Source organism: Actinomadura sp. NPDC049382, from assembly GCF_040677125.1.
In the GTDB taxonomy this organism is placed as follows: domain Bacteria; phylum Actinomycetota; class Actinomycetes; order Streptosporangiales; family Streptosporangiaceae; genus Spirillospora; species Spirillospora geliboluensis.
In genome coordinates, this window is record NZ_JBFARO010000101.1 from 1 (window position 1) to 22,617 (window position 22,617).

At 74.7% G+C, this 22,617-nt stretch carries 19 protein-coding genes and 1 pseudogene; 17 read left to right on the forward strand and 3 right to left on the reverse strand.

All coding sequences use genetic code 11. The annotated features are described in order from the left end of the window. Window positions 1-336, forward strand: a pseudogene (locus AB0K34_RS35560) (MFS transporter); the annotation flags it as partial. On the opposite strand, the gene AB0K34_RS35565 reads toward AB0K34_RS35560, so the two are convergent. From AB0K34_RS35565 to AB0K34_RS35575, 3 genes are read right to left on the reverse strand one after another with little or no spacing between them, the layout of a single operon-like run. Next, entirely contained in the window at window positions 225-1,064 is an 840-nt protein-coding gene (locus AB0K34_RS35565; protein WP_364553222.1) for a hypothetical protein, read from the reverse strand. The pseudogene AB0K34_RS35560 and the gene AB0K34_RS35565 overlap by 112 nt on opposite strands. Then, window positions 1,046-1,819 carry a sulfotransferase gene (locus AB0K34_RS35570; protein ID WP_138636532.1) on the reverse strand — a complete coding sequence of 258 codons (774 nt, stop codon included), beginning with the start codon at window positions 1,817-1,819 and terminating at the stop codon, window positions 1,046-1,048. Before AB0K34_RS35570 ends, AB0K34_RS35565 begins: the two co-directional genes overlap by 19 nt. Next, window positions 1,819-2,673, reverse strand: a complete 855-nt coding sequence (locus AB0K34_RS35575) for an inositol monophosphatase (protein ID WP_364553224.1) — start codon at window positions 2,671-2,673, stop codon at window positions 1,819-1,821. Before AB0K34_RS35575 ends, AB0K34_RS35570 begins: the two co-directional genes overlap by 1 nt. A 273-nt stretch (window positions 2,674-2,946) precedes the next feature. Here AB0K34_RS35575 and AB0K34_RS35580 point away from each other — a divergent pair, with 273 nt between their 5' ends. The 16 genes from AB0K34_RS35580 to AB0K34_RS35655 all read left to right on the forward strand — a co-directional run bounded on the left by AB0K34_RS35580 (window position 2,947) and on the right by AB0K34_RS35655 (window position 22,549). Beyond that, on the forward strand, window positions 2,947-4,692 hold the full coding sequence (locus AB0K34_RS35580) for a fatty acyl-AMP ligase (protein ID WP_364553226.1): 1,746 nt from the start codon (window positions 2,947-2,949) through the stop codon (window positions 4,690-4,692). Then, a complete protein-coding gene (locus AB0K34_RS35585) occupies window positions 4,689-6,401 on the forward strand; it encodes an acyl-CoA dehydrogenase family protein (RefSeq protein ID WP_364553227.1) in 1,713 nt (570 codons plus the stop codon). The genes AB0K34_RS35580 and AB0K34_RS35585 overlap by 4 nt, the downstream gene beginning before the upstream one ends. Then, the gene (locus AB0K34_RS35590) at window positions 6,398-8,116 is read left to right on the forward strand and encodes an acyl-CoA dehydrogenase family protein (RefSeq protein ID WP_364553229.1); all 1,719 of its coding nucleotides are present in this window, start codon (window positions 6,398-6,400) and stop codon (window positions 8,114-8,116) included. The genes AB0K34_RS35585 and AB0K34_RS35590 overlap by 4 nt, the downstream gene beginning before the upstream one ends. A gap of 50 nt (window positions 8,117-8,166) precedes the next feature. Then, on the forward strand, window positions 8,167-8,454 hold the full coding sequence (locus tag AB0K34_RS35595) for an acyl carrier protein (protein WP_364553231.1): 288 nt from the start codon (window positions 8,167-8,169) through the stop codon (window positions 8,452-8,454). Then, window positions 8,451-9,374: a ketoacyl-ACP synthase III family protein gene (locus tag AB0K34_RS35600; protein WP_364553233.1), complete on the forward strand. Its 924-nt coding sequence runs from the start codon at window positions 8,451-8,453 to the stop codon at window positions 9,372-9,374. The genes AB0K34_RS35595 and AB0K34_RS35600 overlap by 4 nt, the downstream gene beginning before the upstream one ends. Window positions 9,375-9,383: 9 nt before the next feature. Then, window positions 9,384-10,790 carry an ATP-grasp domain-containing protein gene (locus AB0K34_RS35605; protein WP_364553235.1) on the forward strand — a complete coding sequence of 469 codons (1,407 nt, stop codon included), beginning with the start codon at window positions 9,384-9,386 and terminating at the stop codon, window positions 10,788-10,790. After that, window positions 10,771-12,069: a type III PLP-dependent enzyme gene (locus AB0K34_RS35610; RefSeq protein WP_364553237.1), complete on the forward strand. Its 1,299-nt coding sequence runs from the start codon at window positions 10,771-10,773 to the stop codon at window positions 12,067-12,069. Before AB0K34_RS35605 ends, AB0K34_RS35610 begins: the two co-directional genes overlap by 20 nt. Window positions 12,070-12,112: 43 nt before the next feature. After that, complete coding sequence (locus AB0K34_RS35615; RefSeq protein ID WP_205719236.1) at window positions 12,113-12,430, forward strand: acyl carrier protein; 318 nt, start codon at window positions 12,113-12,115, stop codon at window positions 12,428-12,430. A 5-nt stretch (window positions 12,431-12,435) separates the two neighbouring features. Beyond that, window positions 12,436-13,341, forward strand: coding sequence for a hypothetical protein (locus tag AB0K34_RS35620; RefSeq protein WP_364553239.1), 906 nt, complete (start codon window positions 12,436-12,438; stop codon window positions 13,339-13,341). Continuing rightward, window positions 13,338-14,087 carry a hypothetical protein gene (locus AB0K34_RS35625; RefSeq protein WP_364553241.1) on the forward strand — a complete coding sequence of 250 codons (750 nt, stop codon included), beginning with the start codon at window positions 13,338-13,340 and terminating at the stop codon, window positions 14,085-14,087. The genes AB0K34_RS35620 and AB0K34_RS35625 overlap by 4 nt, the downstream gene beginning before the upstream one ends. Continuing rightward, the gene (locus AB0K34_RS35630) at window positions 14,084-15,244 is read left to right on the forward strand and encodes an acyl-CoA dehydrogenase family protein (protein ID WP_364553243.1); all 1,161 of its coding nucleotides are present in this window, start codon (window positions 14,084-14,086) and stop codon (window positions 15,242-15,244) included. The genes AB0K34_RS35625 and AB0K34_RS35630 overlap by 4 nt, the downstream gene beginning before the upstream one ends. Beyond that, a complete protein-coding gene (locus AB0K34_RS35635; RefSeq protein ID WP_364553244.1) occupies window positions 15,237-16,589 on the forward strand; it encodes an MATE family efflux transporter in 1,353 nt (450 codons plus the stop codon). The genes AB0K34_RS35630 and AB0K34_RS35635 overlap by 8 nt, the downstream gene beginning before the upstream one ends. A 179-nt stretch (window positions 16,590-16,768) precedes the next feature. After that, entirely contained in the window at window positions 16,769-17,878 is a 1,110-nt protein-coding gene (locus AB0K34_RS35640) for a DegT/DnrJ/EryC1/StrS family aminotransferase (RefSeq protein ID WP_364553246.1), read from the forward strand. Between the two features lie 2 nt (window positions 17,879-17,880). Continuing rightward, window positions 17,881-19,002: an inositol-3-phosphate synthase gene (locus tag AB0K34_RS35645; RefSeq protein ID WP_364553248.1), complete on the forward strand. Its 1,122-nt coding sequence runs from the start codon at window positions 17,881-17,883 to the stop codon at window positions 19,000-19,002. 46 nt (window positions 19,003-19,048) lie between these two features. Beyond that, a complete protein-coding gene (locus tag AB0K34_RS35650) occupies window positions 19,049-20,527 on the forward strand; it encodes an arylsulfotransferase family protein (protein ID WP_364553250.1) in 1,479 nt (492 codons plus the stop codon). 27 nt (window positions 20,528-20,554) lie between these two features. Then, window positions 20,555-22,549, forward strand: coding sequence for a carbamoyltransferase C-terminal domain-containing protein (locus tag AB0K34_RS35655; RefSeq protein ID WP_364553252.1), 1,995 nt, complete (start codon window positions 20,555-20,557; stop codon window positions 22,547-22,549). Window positions 22,550-22,617 lie beyond the last annotated feature (68 nt).

The window sequence follows — 22,617 nt, forward strand, 5'->3', positions numbered from 1 at the left end:
GCCGCGGCCGCGGCGCCGGGCCCGTGGCCGGCCATCGCCGGTTTCGCGGCGGCGGGGTTCGGCCTGTGCGCGGTCGCCCCGTGCGCGTACGCGGCGGCGGCCCGCCACGACCCGGTCGGGCAGGGCGTCGCCGTTGCGCGGGTCGGGGTCTTCAACTACGCCGGAGCCGTGGCCGGGACCGGGCTGGCCGCCGCCGTGGCGCCGGTGAGCGGCTACTGGGTGTGCTACCTGGCCTCGGCCGCGTTCGTCCTGGTGCTCGTTCCGCTCGCCGGGCGGTTCGAGCCCGCCGCCGCGGTCCCCGCCGCGGCGAGGCCCGCGGCCTCGGAGAGCGCCTGACCGAACTCGGCGGTGGCCGCGTAGGGCCGCGGTGCGCGCAGGCGGGGGTCGCAGTCGAGGAAGACGTCCCGGACGGCCTCGCCGTAGCGGCCCGCGAGCCCGTCGCCGCCCGCGAGCGCGTCCGCCGCGTCCACCAGGTTGAGCCAGGGCGCGGCGATGGGGCGGCGCCGCCGCCGCGGCCCGCCGGGGAGGTCCGGCCGGTCGCGCAGGGCGAGCGGTGAGCCGACCGTGACGAGCGCGCGGCCGGGCTCACCGGCCACGGCGTCGAACGCCGGGACGGAGCCGAGCGAGGACCCGACGACCACCCGGACGTCCGGCGTGAGCGCCGCGCGGACCAGGCGCACCGCCCGTTCGCCGCCCTCGTCCGCGAGCAGGTACCCGGTCATCGTCCGCACCGTGTCCAGGAGTTCCTCCGGCGGCAGGCCGGCGAAGTAGCGGGACCGGCCGAGGGCGGTCAGCGGCGGCCCCACGGCCGCGTCGTCGAACACCGCCGACCGCAGCCAGCTCCGCAGGACCGCCTCCTCCCAGGGCGTCGGGGACGGCGGGCCCGCCGGCGCGCCGAGCCCGTCGAGGCCGACGACGCCGACGGCGCCGGGGTCGTCGAGGAGGCCGGCCGGCGCTCCCGCGAGGACGAGGGCGTCCTGCATCGAGGTGCGCCACTCCAGCCGGAGGGACTCCGCGGACCGGCGGGGGCCGCCGGTCCCATGGATCACCAGGACGGACGGCATCGCGGCTCCCCGGAGTCGGCGGCGGACAGGCTGTATCCGTAGGCGTTGAACCCCTCCTCCAGGCCCGCGATCTCGCCTTCGAGACCGCCGGCCGACAGGAGGCCCCGCCACTGGTCGAAGTAGCGCCGGTTCCCCTCCGGGTCGACGCGCCCGGTGTCGAAGCCCGGGCCGACGCCCGTGAACGCCGCGACCTCCGCCATGGTCTCCTCCGGGCGGGAGGTGAGGTCCTCGTAGCGGACCGTCATGACCTCCCGCAGGAACGTCGCGTCCTTGGACGCGATGTCGTAGGCGTGCAGCCAGTGCTCCAGGACGTCCCGGACCGTGAGCGCCGGAGCCCACTTGCGGGTGCTCAGGCCGACCGGCACGGGGTGCCGCATCACCAGGATGAACTTCGCGCCCGGGAAGACCTCCTGCAGGAAGCGGAAGCGCAGGAGGTTGGGCGGCGACTTCTCCAGCAGGACGGGGCGTGTCAGGTCCCAGTAGCGCTCCCACTGCCGGCGCAGGCGGCGGGCCGGGCCCGGCAGCGCCAGCGGCGAGCTCTCGGTCATGTGCGCCTCCGCCGCGCGGGCGAAGCGCCCGGGCCCTCCGTGGTGCTCGTCGATGGGGCAGACGGTCTGCAGGTGCTGGCCCTCGTCCTCCGGGGCCCCGGTGCGGTGGAACCCGCTGATCTCGGGGTGGCCGGTCATGATGGACGCCAGCAGCGTGGTCCCGCTGCGGTGCAGCCCTCCGATGAACACCATCGTGTGGTCGCGCATCAGCCGTCCGTCCCTTCTCCCGCGCCGAGGGCCGCCGCCACCCTGCGTCCGAGGGCGGCGGAGCCGGGCGCCCACGCCGTGATGCCGCCGGGCTGGTCGGCGCGCGGCTCCGGCGCGGCGGCGAACCCGCCTCCGGCGGCGGCGACCAGGGCGGTGCCGGCGGCGGTGTCCCAGACGAACGCGTCGGCGACCGCCGCCACGTCCGCGCGGCCGCAGGCGACGTACGCCAGGGCCAGCGCGCAGGAGCCGATGCGCCGTACGTCGGCGGCCTCCACCAGCGACGCGAACAGCTCCAGCTCCCCGGGATCGGGCGGGACGCCCGGCCGGGGGACGTCGGTGAGCACCAGCGGCACGTCTGCCGGCCCGCGCACCGGGGGCGGCGGGCCGCCGTTCAGCCGCAGGCCGCCGGGAACCGCGGTGAACAACTCCCCGTGGACGGGGTCGTAGACGCATCCGCCCGCCGTGCCGTCGGCCAGCCGGACCCCGATGGACACGCAGAACAGCGGGACGCCCCGGACGAAGTTGTTCGTGCCGTCGATCGGATCCACGATCCAGCGGACCTCCGGCGCCCCGGGAGCGCGGGAGCCGCCGTCCCCGCCGCCGTCTCTGCCGCCGTCGCCGCCGCCTCGTCCGGTCTCCTCGCCGACGACGACGGAGCCCGGGCACGCGGCGGTCAGCATGGACCGGACGGCGGACTCGGTCTCGGCGTCGGCGCGCGTCACCAGGTCATGGGCATGGACGCCCGGCTTGCGGTCCGCGTCGGCGCCCGCCCGGAACCGGCCGGCGAGCGGTTCCCCCGCCGCGACCGCGGCCCGCGCCGCGATGTCCACCAGCTCGGCGATGCCGGGCCTCATGCTCCGCCCTCATGACTCGCAGCCCTCATGGCTCCGCACGCTAGACCGCGCACCGCCCGCCGCGGGACTGCCCGTTCGGGCAGGACATCGGCCCATGCCCCTTCGTGCGAGCACCGTCGTGGCAGCTCAGCGCCGGGCCGCCGCCGTCCGCGTGCCTGTTCGGGCATGCCGATCGTGCAGATCCATGGCGCGCTCGTTTGTGGCTTCCTCGGCGCGCCGCCGCCGGGCCACGCTCGTCACTCGAACGTTTCGCCCGATGGAGGCTGGCAGCGGATGCACGAGCACACGAGCTTCGTCGACCTCATGAGCGCGAGAGTGCACGAGCACGGGGACCGGGTCGCGCTGGTCCACAGCGCGGACCCGCTCCGCTCCGGGTCCGAGGAGACCCTCACGTACGCGGAACTGGACACCGGCGCCCGGCGCGCGGCGGCGCTGCTGCAGGACCGGTTCGCCGCCGGCGAGCGGGTGCTGGTGCTGCAACCGACCGGGCCGGGGTTCGCGCGCGCCTTCCTGGCCTGCATGTACGCGGGCATGATCCCGGTGTCGGCGCCGCCGCCCGACGGGTACCGCCGGCAGGCGCGGCGGCTGGCCGCCATCGCGCGGGACGCGCGGGTCGCCGCGGTCCTGGCCGACGGCACCGACCGCGACCTGGTCTCCTCCTGGGCCAAGGAGCAGGACCTGGAGGGGCTCGACCTGCTCAGCCCCGACTCCGAGGACCTGCCCGGGGCGGACGCGTGGCGCAGGCCGCCCGCCGACCCCCGGGCGCCGGCCCTGCTGCAGTACACCTCGGGCTCGACCGACGCCCCGAAGGGCGTCGTGGTCGACCACGCCAACCTGCTCGTCAACGCCCGGAACTTCGCGCGGCTCACCGGCGTCGACCCCGACCGGGCCGTCGGCGGCTGGCTGCCCATGTACCACGACTTCGGGCTGATCGGGACGCTGCTCACCCCCCTCGTGATCGGCACCCGGAGCGTGCTCATGCCGCCGCTGGCCTTCCTCAAGCGCCCCGCGTCCTGGCTGGCGCTGATCGACCGGCACGACGTCGACACCTCGCCCGCCCCGAACTTCGCCTACGACATGTGCGTCGACCGGGTCACCGACGAGGAGCTCGCCGGGCTCGACCTCTCGCGGTGGCGGCTGGCGGTGAACGGCGCCGAGCCGATCCGGGCCGCGACCGTCCGCCGGTTCACCGAGCGGTTCGCGGCGGCCGGGCTGCGCCCCTCGGCCATGCTGCCCGGGTACGGGATGGCGGAGGCCACGCTCGTCGTCTCGGGCAACGCCTACCGGTCGCCCGTGGTCAGCCCGGTGGACCCCGCCGCGCTCGAACGCGGCGAGTTCGTCCCGGCCGCCGGCGACCCCGCCGCGCAGCCGCTGGTCGGCTGCGGCAGGCCGGGACCGGTGGAGGCGCGGATCTGCGACCCGGAGTCCGGCGAGGTCCTCCCGGACGGGCGGGTGGGCGAGATCTGGGTCCGCGGCCGCAACGTCGCCCGCGGCTACTGGGAGCGGCCCGAGGAGACGGCGGAGGTGTTCGGCGCCGTCGCCGCGGACGGCGAGGGCGGCTTCCTGCGCACCGGCGACCTCGGCGTCCTGTACGAGGGCGAGCTCTATGTCACCGGCCGATGCAAGGAGCTGATCATCGTCCGCGGCCGCAACCTGTACCCGCAGGACCTGGAGGCCGCCACGCGCGACGCGCATCCGGCGCTCGCGCGCGGCGTGGCCGCGGCCTTCTCGGTGCCGGCGCCGGACGAGCAGGTCGTGATCGTCCGGGAGTGCCGGGCCCGCGGCGTCGACCCCGCCGGCCTCGCGGAGATCGTCGCCGCGATCCGGGACCGGGTCGCTGCGGACTTCGGCGTGCCCGCGCGGGGCGTCGTGCTCGTCCGGCCGGGCGGGATCGCGCGGACCACGAGCGGCAAGATCCAGCGCCGGCTGATGCGCGAGGACTTCCTGAAGGGGCGGCTCGACGCCGTCCACGCGGACCTGTCCCCGGCGGTGCGCGCGCTCGTCGAGGGGGCCCGGTGACGGCGCCCGGCCTCCTCATCGACGCCGGCGAGGTGGACCTGGACGGGTTCGAACGCGCGCTGGGCGATCCCGCCGACCCCGGCGCGCTGATCTCCTACGCCGGGTCCGCGGAGCTGGACCGGCGCGAGGAGTTCCCCGCGCGGATCTGCGGCGACCTCGACCGGCTCGGCCTGCCGCGGCTGTACGTCCCGGCGGAGCACGGCGGTGCGCTGACCCGCTACGACGACCTGCTCGCGGCGGTGCGGTCGGTGGCGCGGCGCGACCTGTCCGTGGCGATCGGCCACGCCAAGTCGTTCCTCGGCGGCGCGTCCGTGTGGGTCGCCGGCACCCCGGAGCAGGCGCGGGCGCTCGGCGCGGACATCATGGCCGGCGTCCCGGTGTCCTGGGGGCTGACCGAGCGCGGACACGGCAGCGACCTGCTCGCGGGCGAGATGACCGCGGCGCGGGAGGGCGCCGGCTACCGCGTCCGCGGCGAGAAATGGCTGATCAACAACGCCACCCGCGGCTCGGTGCTCTGCCTGCTCGTCCGCACGTCCGCCGAGGGCGGGGAGCGCGGGTTCAGCCTGCTGCTCGCGGACAAGCGGCGGCTGCCCGCCGACCGCTACCGGCACCTGCCGAAGGTGCGCACGCTCGGCATCCGCGGCGCCGACATCAGCGGGTTCGCCCTCGACGACTGCCCGGTCCCCGCGGACGCCCTGGTCGGTGCGGAGGGCGGCGGGCTGGAGACGGTCCTCAAGGCGCTGCAGCTGACCCGGACGGTCTGCGCCGCGCTGTCGCTCGGCGCGGCGGACCAGGCGCTGCGGCTGGCGACCGGCTTCGCCGCCCGGCGCGACCTGTACGGGCACCGGCTCATCGAGCTGCCGCACGTGCGGCGCACGCTCGGCGAGTGCTACGCGGCCCTGTTCACGGCCGAGGCCGTCAGCGTCCTCGGGACCCGGCTCGTGCACACGCTGCCCGAGGAGATGGCCGTGGTCTCCGCCGCGGTGAAGTCGTTCGTCCCGGCCCGCGTCGACGCGCTGCTCGCGGCCTGCGGCGAGATCCTGGGCGCCCGCGCCTTCCTGACCGGGGTCCACGAGCACGGCGCGTTCCAGAAGCTCGAACGCGACCACCGGGTGGTCGGCATCTTCGACGGCAGCACCCTGGTCAACCAGCACGCCCTGATCAACCACTTCCCGCTGCTGGCCGCCGGCCACCGGCGGGGCGGGGCCCACGAGGACGAGCTGCGCCGGGCCGCCGACCTGTCGTCGGCGCCGCCCGCCGCCGCGCTCGACCGGCTCACGCTGCTCTCCCGCGGCGGGTGCAGCCTCACCCGCGGCCTGCGCGCCACGACCGTCGAGCTGCACGCCATGGCGGCACGGGGCGAGGCCCCGGTACGGCTGGCCGAACTCGCCGATGAGCTCACCAACCGCTGCGACCGCCTGCACGGCGCGCTGGCGCTCGTGCGGCCCGCCGCGCGCGACGTCCCGCCCGAGCACTTCGCCCTGGCCCGGCGGTACGAGCTGTGCCTGGCCGGCGCGGCCGTCCTGCGCCTGTGGACGCACAACCGGGCACGCGGCGACGATCCGCTGTGGCCGGAGGCGTGCCTGGCGCTCGTGCTGCGGTCGCTGCGCCCCCTCGGCCGGCCGGCCGAGGAAGAGGTGTTCGACCGGCTTCTCGACGCCGTCGCGGCCGGCCGCCCGGTCGGCCCGCGGCTGGGGGGAGCCCGATGACCGGAACCGCCGCGCACCCCGGCCCCGCCGACCTGGACCGGCGCCTCGGCGACCCGTGGGACCCGGCCAACCCCCTCGGCCACGCCGCCGTCCTCGCCGCGGACGAGGCGGGGGAGATGTTCGCCGACGGGGAGCGGGCCCTGGACGAGTACGGTCTGAACGCCGAGTTCGTGCCGGCGGAGCTCGGCGGGCGGCTGACCCGCCTGGACCGCCTGATCGAGGTGATGCGGGCGGTCTTCCGCCGCGACCCGTGCCTCGGCCTCGGGTACGGCGCGAGCAGCTTCATCGCCGGAGTGAACGTCTGGACGGCCGGGGACCCCGCCCAGCGCCGCCGCGCGGCCGACCTGCTGCTGTCCGGCCGCCGGGTCGCGTCGGTGTACCACGAGCTCGCCCACGGCAACGACTTCGCCCGCGCCGAGTTCTCCGCGCTGCCCGGACCGGACGGGCGGCTGCGGCTCAACGGGCGCAAGGAGGTCGTCACCAACGCGCGGCGCGCGGCGGCCATGGTGCTGTTCGCCCGCACGTCCGCCGACCCCGGCAGCCGCAGCCACTCCCAGCTGCTGGTCGAGAAGGCGGACCTGCCGCCGGGGGCCCTGACCGATCTGCCGCGCTTCCACAGCGCGGGGATGCGGGGGGTGCAGCTCGGCGGCCTGGAGTTCCACGACTGCCCGGTCCCCGCCGACGCCGTGCTGGGCCGGCCCGGCCTCGGCATGGAGACGGCGCTGCGGTCCTTCCAGCTCACCCGCACCGCGCTGCCCGCGATGGCGGCGGGCGTCCTGGAGGGCGGTCTCGACGCCGCCGCGCGGTTCGCGGCCGAACGCGTCCTGTACGGCCGCCCCGCCGCCGCGATGCCGCACATCAGCGGGATCATCGGCGACGCGTTCACCGATCTGCTCGTCTGCGACTGCATGGCGACGGCGGTGGCGCGCTCGGTGCACCTGCTGCCGGGGGAGGCCAGCCTGTACGCCTCCTCGGCCAAGTACTTCGTGGCCACGCTCCTGATGGACGCGATGAACCGGCTCGGGCAGGTTCTGGGGGCGCAGTCCTACCTCCGGGACGGCGCGTACGGCATCTTCCAGAAGCTGCTGCGCGACCTCGCGCCCGCCGGGTTCGGGCACGCCGCCCGCGTCGCCTGCCTGGGCACGGTCCTGCCGCAGCTCCCCCGGCTGGCGCGCAGGGCCTGGCCAGGCGAGGCCGAGGCGCCCGCGGATCTGTTCCGCCTGGACGGGCCGCTGCCGCCGCTCCCGTTCGACCGGCTGTCGATCGGCTCGGGCGGGCGCGACACGTTCAGCACCTCGCTGGCGACCGCCCTCGACGACCCCGGCCTGGACCCCGCGCTGCGCTGCCTCGCGCTGGTCTTCGCCGCGGAGTTCGACGACCTGCGCAACGACTGCGCGGCGCTCGCGCCCCGCGACCTCACCGTGGCGGCCCGCCCCGAGGCCCTGCAGCTCGCGGCGCGGTACGCCGCCGTCCTCGCGGCCATCGCCTGCCTGAACATCTGGATCCACAACCGGGACGGCGACGACCCGTTCCTCCGCGACCCCGCGTGGGCCGTGGCAGCGCTGCGGCGCATCGCCGAGCGGATCGGCCGCGACCCCGGCCCGGCGCCCGAGCACCAGGCGGGCCGGCTGTCGGCGGAGGTCTTCGCCCGGCAGCGCGACCGGCGCACGTTCGGCCTGGCGAACCGGCCGCTGCCCGGGCACGGGCCATCGTGACGGCGCCGCCCGCCCGGCGCCCCCCATCCACCGACGCCAAGGAGAGAGTGATGAACAGTCCCGGCCCGACGTCACCGGTCACCGGCCTGCGCGACTGGCTGCGGGAACGGGTGGCCCACTACGCCGAGCGCGACCCCGGCTCCATCGACCCGGCGGCCCGGCTGACCGCCTACGGCCTCGACTCGGTCTACGCGCTGATCCTCTGCGGCGACCTCGAGGACCACACCGGCATCGTCCTGGAGCCGACGGTCGTGTGGGACCACCCGACGATCGACGGGCTCGCCGCGCACATCGAGGGGCTGGCGGCGCGGATCGGCTCGCCCGGAGACGCCCGATGACCTCGCTGGAGGCGGTGGCCGCCTACCTGCCGGCGCACCGGGTGCCCATCGAGCGGGTCGGCGAGGAGCTCGGCCTGGCCCCCGCGGAGATCAAGGTCTTCCGGCGGTTCTTCGGCCTCGCCGAGATCTGCCGCGAGCCGGACGGCACGGTGACCGACCTGCTGATGGCCACGGTCGACAAGCTCGACGCGCTGCGCGGCAGGGAGCAGCACGTCCGCTACGTCGTCCAGGCGCGGACCATGCCGGTCGTCGCCCCCTATCCGGTGAACCCGGTGCACGACGTGCGGGACGCGCTCGGGCTGGAGCACGCGACGGCGTTCGCGCTGACCCACCACGCCTGCGCGTCCGGGCTGCTCGCCGTCGACCTGTGCGGCAGGCTGCTGGCCGCCGACGGCGACCCCGACGCGCTGGCCCTGGTCCTCACCGGCGAGAAGACCTACACCGAGGCGGCCAGGACGGTGCCGGGGACCGCGATCAACGGCGAGGGCGGCGCCGCCGTGCTCGTCGGGACCCGCGACGAGCGGGACGTGGTGCTCGGGTACGCGGCGCGGACGCACGGCCGCTTCAACGCGGTGGCCGACGAGCTGACCGCCGAGTTCCAGCAGGTCTACACCGAGGCCCTCGCCGAGGTGATGCTGGCCGCGCTGGACACCGCCGGGCTCGGCCTGGACGACGTCGCGTGGGTGTTCCCGCACAACGTGAACCGGATCTCCTGGGAGCGCGTGGCCAGACGGCTCGGGTTCCCCCTCGACCGCATCTTCCTCGACAACGTCCCCGTCACCGGCCACTGCTTCTGCGCCGACCCCTTCATCAACTACCGGACGGCGCGCGACCTCGGCCGGCTGGCCCCGGGGGACCGGTACCTGCTCGCCACGGTCGGGCTCGGCGCGACGTTCTCGGCGATGGTCCTGGAGCACTGAGGGATGAACATGCGCAAGGTTTCGCGGAGCTTCGGCGACCGGCTGAAGGCGGCCGTCGCCGGCGACGCCCGCACCGGGCTGGTGTTCCTCGGCAACTTCGAGGTCGAGGACCAGTGGGCCCGCGGCGAGGCGGGGCTGCCGAGGCTCCCGTTCGGGAGCGGCGGCGTCGTCGTCAACCGCATGGACGAGTTCGCCGTGCTGCTCGCGGGCAAGGGCGACCACGTCGTGCTGAAGGCCGCGCCCGACCCCGACTACCTGGCCTACCTGGAGGAACTCGGGTTCGGTCTGCCGGACCTGCTCGTGGCGGCCGAACAGGACCCGCGGCGTGTCGTCACCGAGGACGCCCTGGCGGACCTGCGGCTGCTCGGCGAACTCGGCCGCCTCGCCGAGCGGGGCGCGGTCCTGTTCCCGCACGGGGTGTCCGAGCTGGAGGAACGGCTGTCCGCACGGGCCGGCGTCCCGCTGGCCGCGCCGTCCGCGGCGGTCTGCAAGGCGGTCAACAGCAAGATCTACAGCCGCCGGCTCGCGGATCAGCTCGGGCTGCGCCAGGCGCGCGGCTGGACCTGCGAGACCCTGGCCGAGCTGGCGGCGGCGCTCACCGCCGCCCGCGCCGTGCTGCGAACCGGCCGCGCCGTCGTCGTCAAGGACGCCTTCGGCGTCTCCGGCAAGGGCATCGAGGTGGTCGGGGACGAGCGCCGCCTCGACCGGCTCCACCGCATGATGGCGCGCCGCGGCGAGCGGTCCGGCGACGACCGGGTCGCGGTCGTCGTCGAGGAGTGGGTCGCCAAGGCCGCCGACCTCAACTACCAGTTCACCGTGGCCCGGAGCGGCGGCGTCCACTTCGACTTCGTCAAGGAGGCCCTCACGGAGAACGGGGTGCACAAGGGCCACCGGATCCCGGCGGGGCTCGCGCCGCCCCAGGCCGCCGAGCTGGAGGACGTCTCCCGGCGGCTGGGCGAGTGCCTCGCGGGCGACGGCTACCACGGGGTCGTGGGGGTGGACGCGATGGTCGATCCCGACGGCGGCCTGTATCCCGTCGTGGAGATCAACGCGCGCAACAACATGTCGACCTACCTGGCATCCGTCCAGGAGGCGTTCATCGGCGCGGGGAGGACGGCGCTGGTCCGCCACTACCCGGTCCGCCTCGGCCGCCGGCTCCCGTTCGGCGAGGTGCGGGCCGCGCTGGCGGACGCGCTGTTCGACCCGTCCGCCGGGATCGGGCTGCTCGTCAACAACTACGCGACGGTCAACGCGGCCGCCCCCGCCGAGGCGGCCCCCGGCTCGACGTTCGAGGGACGGCTGTACGGGGTGGTGGTCGCGGACTCGGCCGCCCGCACGGCCGTGCTGGACACCGAGATCGGTCGTCGGCTCGCCGCGCTCTCGGAGAGGACTCAAGATGGCAACCGAATCCAGTGAATTCCAGGTCCAGCGCATCCCGGTCTCGGAGCTGGCGGAACGGTACGGCACCCCGTTCTTCGTCTACGACGGCGACGTGCTGCGGGACCGCTACCGCGGGCTGCGGGACCGGCTGTCCCCGGCCATGGAGATCTTCTTCTCGCTCAAGGCCAACCCGAACGTCTCCATCTGCGCGCTGCTCCGCTCGCTCGGCGCGCGGGCGGAGGTGTCCTCGCTGACCGAGCTGAGGACGGCGCTGCGGGCGGGCGTGGACCCGGCGGACATCATCTTCCTCGGGCCCGGCAAGAGCCGCGCCGAGCTGGAGGCGTGCCTCGACGAGGGCGTCCACGCCATCGTGTGCGAGTCCCTCCCGGAGCTGGCGCTGGTGGACGGGCTGGCCCGCGCCCGCGGCGCGGTCGCGCCGGTCGCGCTGCGCGTCAACCCGAGCTTCGCGGTCAAGCGGTCCGGGCTCGCCATGGGGGGCAAGCCCCGCCAGTTCGGCATCGACGAGGAGCAGGTCTTCGCCGAGGAGGGGCTGGCGGCGCGCCATCCCTCGGTCCGCCTGATGGGCGTGCACGTCTACATGGGCACGCGCATCCTCAGCGAGGACGTGGTGGTGGAGAACACCGCGCGGATCCTCGACCTGGCGGAGCGCCTGTCCCGGCGGCACGGGTTCCCGCTGCGCATGGTCGACGTCGGCGGCGGCCTCGGCGTCGGCTACTTCGACGGGGAGCCGGACCTGGACGCGGCGGCGCTGACCGCCCGGCTCAACCCGGTGATCGACGCGTTCGCCGCCCGGCATCCGGAGACCAGGCTGGTCATGGAGCTGGGGCGGTACCTGACCGCCGAGGCCGGCACCTACGTGGCGGGGGTCCGCTACGTCAAGGAGTCGATGGGGGAGCGCTTCGCGGTGGCGGACGGCGGCACCCACCACCACATGGCGGCGGTGGGGATCGGGTCGTTCGTCAAGCGCAACTTCCCGATGGCCCTGCTCAACCGGCTCGACGAGCCCGCGACGGAGGAGTGGACCGTCACCGGCCCGCTCTGCACGCCGAACGACACGCTGGGCCGGAAGGTGCCGCTGCCGTCCGTCCGCCCGGGGGACCTGATCGGCGTCCACCGGTCCGGGGCGTACGGCCCGACGGCGTCGCCGGTGCACTTCCTCAGCCACGGCTACCCCGCGGAGGTGCTCGTCCACGAGGGCCGGGACCTCCTCATCCGAGAACGCGACCTGCCGGAGGACCTCCTGGCGCGGCAGCGGCTGCACGAGCCGTCGGCGCTGCCCGAGGCGTCCCGGTGAGCGTCGCCCGCCGAACGCGCACGACAAGAGAGGTGGAAGCACCGTGACCGAGAACACGACCCTGGACACCGGCGTGACGGAGCCGGGCGGCGGGGACGCGCCCCGCGGCCGGGTGGTCGCCACGATCGTCGACTCGCTCGCCGAGGCGATGGAGATCGACGCCGCCGTCATCGGCGAGGACAGCAGGCTCTTCGACGAGCTCGGGCTCGACTCCACGACCGTGCTGGGGCTGCTCATGACGATCGAGGAGGAGATCGGCATCGAGTTCGACACCGGCACCCTGGAGCAGCACCACTTCGAGACGGTCGGCACGCTCGCCGCCTATGTCGAGGAGCAGGCCGCGGAACAGGCCGGGGAGTAGGCGCGATGTACCTCGCCACGTCCCCGCGCCCGGCCGGTGCCGGGGACGCGCCGGCCGGGCGCCGGCCGCTGCGGCTCTCGGGCCTGGTGAACCGGACGTTCGGGCCGGGCGGTCCGCTCCGGCCCGACGTCGTCGAGTCGCGGCTGGACCAGTTCCAGGCCGACCTCGCCCTGCCCTACGGCGTGCCCTTCGACCCCGGCGTCCTCGTCGGCGCGACGCGCAACACCTTCACCGGGATGGTGCAGGACGTCCTGCCGTCGCTGCCGCCGTTCGCCGGGGCGATGGACATGGTCCTGGTCGTCAACGTCGGGCCGGACTCGGTGCCGCGCCGCTCGCCGTCGTGCTTCCTGGCCGACGCCCTGCCGGGCGACCCGCTGGCGTTCACCATCTCCGACCAGGGCGTCGCCGCGGCGTTCACCGGCCTCCAGGCGGCCGCCGAGTACACCCGGGCGGCGGCGTTCCAGAACGTCCTGGTCGTCATGCTCGACCAGCGGCTCCTCCTGCACACGGCCGCCGGGCTCGACGACGCGCCCGCCGCGGACGCCGTCGTGGCGCTGCTCCTCGGCCCCGACGGGCCCGCGAGCGCGCCGTCGGCCGCACGCCTCAACGGCGTGCCGCCGGACCGGGTCCGCGCGGAGATCGAGGCGCTGCTGGAGCGTCAACCGCCCGGCGCGGCACGGACCACGCTGATCACCGGCCACGGGATCCACCCGGTGCGGGACGTCCCGCCCGGCGCCGACGTCCTCCGCGCGCCTCCGGGACGCCCGTGCACCGGACCCTGGGCCCTGCTGGCCGAGGTGCTCCCCGGCCTCGCGGCGGACGGGGACCCGCACCGCCTGATCATCGCCGACTACGACCGCGCGCTCGGGTACCTGTGCGCCGCCACGATCGACGTGGAGGGAGAGTCATGAAGGCCACGACGACCGTCCCCGCGGGGGAGCCCGCGGCCCGCGACGGCGGCGGTTCTCTGCGCGACGGTGCGGAGATCCGGCGGCTCGCGCGCGCCGAGGGCCTCATGCCCGCGATCTCGCGGCTGCACGGCGCGGTCCTCGGGGACGCGCTGCCCTGCGGCCCCAGCGGGCACGCCGTGGTCCCCGCCGAGCTGGCGGACGGATGCCCGTCGCTGTGGGCGGGAGGCGCCGTCGTTCCCCGCGACCGCGAGAAGGAGACCGTTCTGCACACCCTGGAGGTTCCGGAAGGCGGCACCGTCGTCGCCCTGCGATGCGAGGGGAGTGCGCGCGGGGAGACGCACCCGCGATGGGTGCTCGGGCTGGCCTGGCTGCGGTGGGGGCTCTCCGAACGGCTCCTCGACGCCTGCCTGGAGTACCTGGGGAGCCGCAGCGCCGGCGACGCCAAACTGCTCCACCAGCAGATGGTCAAGGGGCGGGTCGCCGACGCGCTGATCGAGCACCTGGAGATCGGCGCGATGCTGGACGGCCCGCGGCCCCCCGGCCCGCAGCCCCCTGGCCCGGAGCCGCTCGGCGCGAGCGCCCTCGCCCACCTGCACGAGCAGATCACCGCCGCCGACCGGATGCTGCTGCGCCTGCTGGGGGCCTCGAGCTTCCTGGCGGCCGGCCCGGGCCAGACCGCCCGGATCTCCGAACTGATCGCCGACGTCTACACCGGCCCGGCGCGGGACGGCGGGGAGGACGCATGATCGAGCTGGACGAGCGGACGAGCGCCATCCGGCGCCGGGCGCGCGAGTGGGCGCGGGACCTGCGGCCGCTGGCCCTGGAACTCGACCGCGACCCGGAGGCCATCCGCCGCCACCTGGACGTCCCCATCGTCACCTACCTGTCGCGGATGCCGGTTCCCGCCGAGTACAACCCCGATCCCATCGTCGTGGACGGGTACCGCTTCTACGGCACCGGCACCCTGGAGCGGGTGGTGTTCGCCGAGGAGATCGCCGTCGGCGACGCGGGCGTGCTGCTCGCCGCTCCGGGCCCGGTGATCTCGGGCGTGCTGATGGAGTCGCTCGGCGACGACGAGCAGAAGGAATGGTTCTACTCCCGGATCCTGGAGCGCCCCACCTGGACGTTCTCCGCGCTGACCGAGCCCGACCGCGGATCCGACGCGGGCGCCATGCGGACCGCGCTCGCCCCCGACGGCGCGGGCGGGTACCTGCTCACCGGCGCCAAGCGCTACATCGGCGGCGCGGCGCGCGCCGACCTCGGCATCGTCTTCGCCCGCACGCGCCCGGGGCCGCTCGGCGTGACCGCGGTCCTCGTGGAGACGTCCGCGAAGGGCTTCCGGGCCGAGCCGCTGGACACCGTCGGGCTGCGCGGACTCCAGATCGCCGCCGTCGACCTCGACGAGGTCCCCGTGCCGCCCTGCAGGGTGCTCGGCCGGCACCTCAAGCCCACCCAGCGCGGCATGTGGTCCGCCGTCCAGGGACTCAACCGGCTGCGGCCGGGCGTGGCCGCGTTCGCGCTCGGCATCGCCCGCGCCGCGCACGAGTACGTCCGGGACGGCCGGCGCGCGCTCACCGCCGGCGAGCGCGACCGGCAGGACCGGATCGGGCGCCGCATCACCGCGGTCCGGCAGCTCGTCTGGCGTTCCGCCGTCGCGGTGGACGCCGGCGACCGCGCCGCCGGGTACCTCGCGTCGGCCGCGAAGGCGCGCGCGTCGCGGCTCGCCGAGGACGCCGCGCTGGAGGCGCTCGCCTGCTTCGGGCCGGGCGCGCGCCTGGAGCACCCGCTCCTGGACAAGCTGGCGCGGGACGCCCGCGGCGTGGAGTTCATGGAGGGCACGGCCGACATCCAGAAGCTCAACCTCTTCACCGGGCTCGTCCAGGGTCGGCTGCGCCGTGCTTGAGGCGCCGCACGCCCCGGCGGCGCCCGGTCCGCGCGAACTGCGGCGGGCGGTGCTGCGGCTGGCGCTGCCGATGGCCCTCGCCGGGACGGCGGGGGTCATCGTGCCGTTCGTCGTGCTGGCCATGTCCGCGCGGATGGAGGCCGCCGACCTGACCGTCCGGTCGCTCTACCTGCCGCTGGCGTTCCTCTTCCTCGCGCTCCAGATGAGCTTCGACGTGAGCAACCAGGCGGCGACGGCGTTCCGGCACGGCGCGGGGAGGACGGCGGACGTGCCGGCCGCGGCGTTCAGCGCGGGACTGGTGTGGGCGGGCGCGGGGGCGGGGCTCGGCGCGGTCATCGCCGTCGCGGCGCCCGCGCTGGCCCGGTTCCTCCAGGTGGGCGCGGGAGCCGACGCGGAGTTCGTGTCGTTCCTGCGCTGGATGGCCGCGGCCAACCTGACGCTGATCGTCCCGGTGCTCGCGGCGTCCTGCCTGCGCGGCGCCGGCCGGGCCCGCGCCGCGGCGCTGATCACGCTGTCGAACGCGGTCGTGGAGATCACGCTGGTGGCCGTGCTCGGCTTCGATCCGGTGGCGCTCGGCGTGATGGCGGTGCCGGTGGCCACGGCCGCGGCCGGGCTGTCCGGCGGCGTGCTGGGCCTCGTGCTGCTGCGGCGCGCCGGGCTGCGGGGGCCGGTCGGCTGGCGCCCGGAGGTGCTGCGCGGGCTGCGGTCGGTGGGCCTGCCGGTGGGGATCTCGTACGTGGCGGTGTTCGCGACCAACCTGGCGATGATGTGGGTGCTGGGCCCGTTCGATCCCCGGATCCGCAACGGGTTCGCCGCCGCCGCGACCGTGCAGAGCCTGGTCGTCATCCCGGCCATCGCGCTCGGCTCCGCGACGGCCATCGTGATGAACCAGCAGCGCGGCGCCGGACGGCGCGGGCTGAACCCGGCCACGATGGGCGCGGGTCTGCGGATCGCGGCCGCCGTCTACGGCGCCGTGGCGCTGGTGGTCTGGACGGCCCGCGACGTGATCGGGCTGGTGATGGCGGGCGACTCGCGGATGGCCGCCGAATGCGCCCGCTACCTCAACGAGGTGGGCCCCACCTACCTGTGCTTCGGCATGGTGCTCATGGCGATCACGGTGATGGAGCAGATCGGCCGGGGCCGCGCGGCGCTCCTGCTGAACGCGGTGTACGCGGCGCAGATCATCGGTGTCGGCGGCCTGCTGGCCCGGAGCTTCCACAGCCAGGACCTGCTCTACGGGACCATCGCCGTGACCAACCTCGCCGGGCTCGCGGTGGTGCTCGTCGCGGTCCGGGCCGTCCGGCGCGACAGCGGCGACCTCGGTCAGGCATGCCCATCCGGGTAGCGCGTAAGCGCGACCACAAAGGGATTATCAATCGCTGCACGGTACCGCAGACTCAGGGTGGTGCAGGGAAATTGAGATCTCCGCGAGAACGAGGTCTTCCCCGGTGCGAAATGCAGCCATCACCCGTTCATCCGGAATTCGCACCGTGCCGACGATGGAAAGTAGGTGAAATGGCCTCGATGGATTTGCACGGCCGCCGCTGGCCGACCGTGCCGACCGAGCGCGAGACGGAGCTCCTCGGCGAGGTCGCCCGCTCCCGCGTCTGGACCGACGGTCCCTGGACGGCCGAGGTGGAACGGCGCATGGCCGGCCTCACCGGCGCCCCGCACGCGGTGGCGTTCAACAGCTGCACCTCCGCGCTGCACGCCGCGCTGCACGCCCTGCGCGCCGGGCGCGGCACCCGGGTGGCGCTGCCGTCGCTGACCTTCGCGGGGACGGCCACCGGCGCCCGGCACATCGGGGCGACGCTCCTGTTCCAGGAGGTCCGGCCGGACACCCTCACGCTCGGCCCGGACCTGCCGGCGGACGCCGACCTGGTCATCGCGGTGGACCTGCACGGCGTCCCGCACGGCCTGGACCGGGGGCCGGTGCTCACCGACGCCTGCCAGGCGCTCGGCACCCGGATCGGCGGCCGGCACGTCGGCGCGTCCGGCACCCACGCCTGGTCGTTCTCCGCGGCCAAGATGGTGACCGCTCCGGACGGCGGCGCGGTCACCACCTCCGACCCCGCGCTGGCGGACCGCCTCCGCGAGCTGCGCGACTACGGCGTGCCGGCCGGGGAGCACCGCTCGAACGCGGGCGTGCGGTGGCCCGGCGGGCACAACTGGCGGCCGTCGGAGCTGTCGATGGCGATGGTCGCGCACCGCCTGGACGACCTCGACGCCCGCGTCGCGCGGGCGCGGGACGTCACCGACCGGCTGCACAAGACGATGGACGGGCTCGGCCTGTGGCGCCAGCACGCCCCGGACGGCACCGAACCCGGCTGGCACAAGGTGCGCTTCGGCGCCCCCGGCCTGGACCCCGGGGAGGCGCGCCGCATGGCGGACGCGCTCGCCGCGGCCGGCGTGCCCACCCACCGCTGGGGCGCACTCCCGCTGCACCGGCACCCCGCGTTCGGCGGTCCCGGCGGACCGGACCTTCCGGGCACCGACCGACCGGACCTTCCGGGCACCGACCGCGCGGCCGCCGGGACCCTCTGCCTCGGTACCGAAGCCTGCCCTCCCATGACCTGGAACGACGACGAGGTCGAGCAGGTCTGCACCCTCATCGAAACGATCGCGGAAGGCTGAACATGGACACTCCTCGGACTCGTATCGGCATCATCGGCGTCGGCAACTGCGCGCGTGCGCTGATCGAGGGCACCGCCTTCTACCGGGCCAATCCCGAAGTGACCTCCGGGCTGATGTTCCCGTACGTGGGCCCCTACGGCGCGGGGTCCGTGGAGCCCGTCGCCGCCTGGGACGTCGACACCGAGAAGGTGGGGAAGGACCTGTGGTCGGCCAGGGCCGCGGGCCAGAACCTCGACATCGGCATCCCGCAGGGCGACCTCCTCCCGATCGGCGACGACGTGGAGGTGCTGCGCGCCCCGACCCTGGACGGCGCCGGGACGCGCTACCAGGAGCGGATGAGCCTCGCCCCCGAGACCGCCGGGGACCGCACCGCCGAGATCGTGGAGCAGATCCGGGCGGCCCGGGTCGACGTGCTGCTCAACTACCTGCCGGTCGGCTCCCAGCGCGCCACCGAGTGGTGGGCCGCGGCCGCGCTGGAGGCCGGGACGGCGTTCGTCAACAACGTGCCGGCCTTCATCGCCTCCACCGGCGAGTGGCGCCGGCGTTTCCGCGACGCGGGCCTCCCGCTCATCGGCGACGACATCAAGTCGCAGCTCGGCGCCACCTACCTGCACCGCGCGCTGGTGCGGGCGTTCTCCGACCGGGGCATCGCGCTGGAGCGCACCTACCAGCTCAACGTCGGCGGCAACATGGACTTCTACAACATGCTGGAGCGGGAGCGGCTCGCGTCCAAGAAGCAGTCCAAGACCGGGGCCGTGACCGACGCCTACGACGGCGATCTCCCCGCCGACCGGGTGCACATCGGCCCGTCCGACTTCGTCCCCTTCCTCGGCGACACCAAGAAGGCGTTCATCCGCTGCGAGGGCAGCGGGTTCGGCGGCGCGCGGATCGACCTGGAGATGCAGCTGACCGTCCCGGACTCGCCCAACTCGGCCGGCGTGGTGATCGACGCCGCGCGGATCGCCAAGCTCGCGATGGACCGCGGCGACGTCGCCGTGGACGAGTGGGTGTCGGCATGGCTGTTCAAGGCGCCGCCGCGAAGCGTCGCGCAGGAGTCCGACCAGGTGGCCAGGGAGCGCCTCACCCAGTGGATCGGCGCTCCCGCCGAGGGAGCGAAGCGCTGAGCGGCCGCGGACCACGGCCCGCCGTCCACTCCGGAAGGAAGCACGCGTGTTCTCTTTGAGCCTGCGCCGATCCACCGCCCTGGGCGGTGTCGGCATGGCGGCCGTCCTCTGCGCCGCCTCAGCCTCCGCCCTCCCGCCGCACGCCTCGCGGGCGGCGTCCGCGGCGGCCCTCGCGCCCGCCGCACCCGCCGCGCAGACCGGCGAGGTGCCCAGGTTCACCGTGGTGACCCACCGGCCGGGAACCTCCCCGGGGCTGCTCTTCGCCACGCCGCAGTCCGCCAGGGACTCCGGCGCCGTGCACGGCCCCCAGATCCTCGACGACCGCGGGCGCGTGGTGTGGTTCCGCCCCCTCCCCGCCGGTCAGTTCGCCACGGACCTGCGCGTCCAGCGGTACCGGGGCAAGCCCGTGCTGACCTGGTGGCAGGGCACGAGCAGCAACACCGGCATCGGGAAGGGCGTCGGCTACATCGCCGACTCCTCCTACCGCGTCATCGCCACCGTCCGGCCCGACGGCGACTACGCGCCCGACCTCCACGAGTTCGCGCTCACCGAGAAGGGCACGGCCCTCGTCACCAGCTACCGGACGGTGCCGTACGACCTGACGCCGGTGGGCGGCCCCAAGGACGGCCAGGCGGTGGACAGCCTCGTCGAGGAGATCGACGTCGCCACCGGCCGCCGCATCATGCGGTGGAGCAGCCTCCAGCACGTCCCGATCACCGAGAGCGACATGCCCGTGGAACTGACGCACGGCGCTCCCTACGACTACTTCCACGTCAACTCCGTGGCCGTCGACGATGACGGCGACCTGCTGGTCTCCGGCCGCACCACCTCCACCGTCTACAAGGTGGACCGGGAGACCGGAGCGGTGCTCTGGCGGCTCGGCGGACGCCACAGCTCGTTCCGCCTCGGCGCCGGGGTGCGGTTCAACTGGCAGCACGACGCCATGCCGGAGGGACGCGGCACCTACCGCATCTTCGACAACGGGAGCGTCGCGGGGTCCCCGGGCTGGGAGTCGCGTGTCGTGCGCGTCCGGGTGGACGCCCGGCGGCGGACCGCCGCGTTCCTCGGGCAGGTCACCCACCCCGTCCTCCAGTCGGTGGAGAACGAGGGCGGAAGCCAGCGGACGCCCGGCGGCGGCACGCTCGTGAGCTGGGGATCCAGCAGCCGGATCTCCGAGTTCGCCAAGAGCGGGCGCCTGCTGTTCGACGCCACCCTCCCGGCCGGCTGGAGCAGCTACCGCGTCTACCGGTCGCGCTGGTCGGCCGAACCGGCGGCGCCCCCCGCCGTCTCCGTGGGACCGGACGGGGCGCTGCACGCGAGCTGGAACGGGGCGACGGGCGTCGCCCGCTGGCGGGTGCTCGGCGGAGACGCGCCGGCCGCCCTCAAGCCGGTGGCCGAGGCCGCGTGGCAGGGGCTCGACACCGCCGTACGCCTCGACCCGCTGCCCCGCTTTGTCAAGGTGGAGGCGCTGGACGCGCACGGCACGAGCATGGGGTCCTCTGCGGCGGTCCCCACGGACAGCTGACCGCGGTGCCCAGGAAGGAGGCCGACGATGTACGTACTGGGGCTCAACTGCTTCTTCTCCCGGCCCGACGAGGACTTCATCCCCCGCCTGCCGGAGTACTTCTTCCATGACGCGTCCGCCGTCCTGCTGCACGACGGCCGGGTGGTCGCCGCCGTGGAGCAGGAAAGGCTCAGCCGCATCAAGCACACCAACCGGTTCCCCGGCGACGCCGTCCGCGCGGTGCTGGCCAGGGCCGGCATCACCATCGCGGACGTCGACAAGGTCGCGTTCTTCTTCACCGAGGAATGGGTCGACAAGGTGCTTTTCCAGCTCTACTCCCAGCATCCCGGAGTGGAGGTGAAATGGAGCCGAGAACTGATCAAGGAGCGGATCCGCGAACTCTTCGGCCACGACCTGCCGGACGAGAAACTCGCGTTCGTCCCGCACCACGAGTCGCACGCCTACTCCGCCTATCCGCAGTCGGGGTACGACGACGCGCTGGTGATGGTCATGGACGGCCAGGGAGAAGGCGTGTCCACGTCCTTCTACAGCGCCGACGGGGACCGGGTCGAACTCCTCGGCTCCAAGGACATCGACCGGTCGATCGGGCACCTCTACACGGCCGGCACGGAGATCCTCGGCTACCGGCTGTTCGACGAGTACAAGGTCATGGGGCTCGCCCCGTACGGCGACCCCGCGACCTACCGGAAGCTCTTCGAGGAGCTCTACGACCTCCGCTCCGACGGCCATTTCGACATGGACCACAACCGGCTCAAGCTGCTCGCGCTCAGGGCGGGCATCGTCCCCCGGCGCAAGGGCGAGAAGATGACCCGGCGGCACATGGACTTCGCCGCCGCGCTCCAGCAGGCGACCGAGGACCTCGCCCTGCACATGATCGAGCACTGGCGGTGGGTCACCGGCCACCGGCGGCTCGCCATCGCCGGCGGAGTCGGGCAGAACTGCACGCTCAACGGGAAACTGCTGACGGGCGGGCGATTCCAGGAGGTCTTCGTCCACCCGGCCGCGCACGACGCCGGGGCGGCGCTCGGAGCCGCCCTCAAGGTCCACCGGGAATCGGCCGGCCGGCTCCCGCACGCGAGGGTGCGGGACGTGTTCTGGGGCCCGGGAATCCCCGGCGACTCCGAGGTCGAGGAGCGACTGGCCGAATGGCGGGGTCTGCTCGACTTCCGGCGCTCCGCCGACGTGGCGGAGGAGACGGCCGGACTGCTGGCCGCCGGGAAGGTCGTCGGCTGGGTCCAGGGCCGTTCGGAGTTCGGCCCGCGCGCCCTGGGCAACCGCAGCATCCTGGCGGACCCGCGCCCGGCGGAGAACCACCGCCGGATCAACCTGATGGTCAAGAACCGGGAGTCCTACCGGCCGTTCGCGCCGTCGGTGAAGGCCGAGCGCCTGCGGGACTACTTCGAGTACCCGTCCGACGTCCCGGCGCCGGACTTCATGGTGTTCACCGTCCCGGTCCGCGCGGAGAGGGCGTCGGAACTGGCCGCGATCACCCATGTGGACGGCACGGCCCGGGTCCACGCGGTGGACCGGGAGGTCAACGAGCGCTACTGGCGGCTGCTGGACGCGTTCGAGCGGCGGACCGGCGTGCCCGTGCTGCTCAACACGTCCTTCAACAACCACGCCGAGCCGATCGTGGACTCGGTGGAGGATGCGATCCGCTGCTTCCTGACCACCCGCCTGGACCACCTGGTGATCGGGGACGTCATCGCCACCAAGACCGGCGGCGACCTCCGCGACCTGACGGGACTGGTACCGAGCCTGCCGCGCTCCGCCCGGCTGGAGAGGACGATCACCCCGGGAGGCGCCGAGAGGGCCCGGCTGACCGCGAACCACGCCACCGCCGGCTCGGCGGAGATCGGCGACCATACCTTCGAGACGCTGCGGAAGGCGGACGGCCGGTCGTCGCTGGGCGACCTCGGCCTGAACGTGGACACTCCCGGCGGTCTCGAAAGCCTCCGCGAGATCGAGAACCTCTGGAAGGACCGGCTGGTGGAGCTCCGCCCGCCCTCGCCCCCGAGGTAGGCGAAGAGGCCCGCGCCCGCTCCGTCACGTCCCGCGAGCCGCCTGGTCAGACCGGGCCAGGCGGCTCC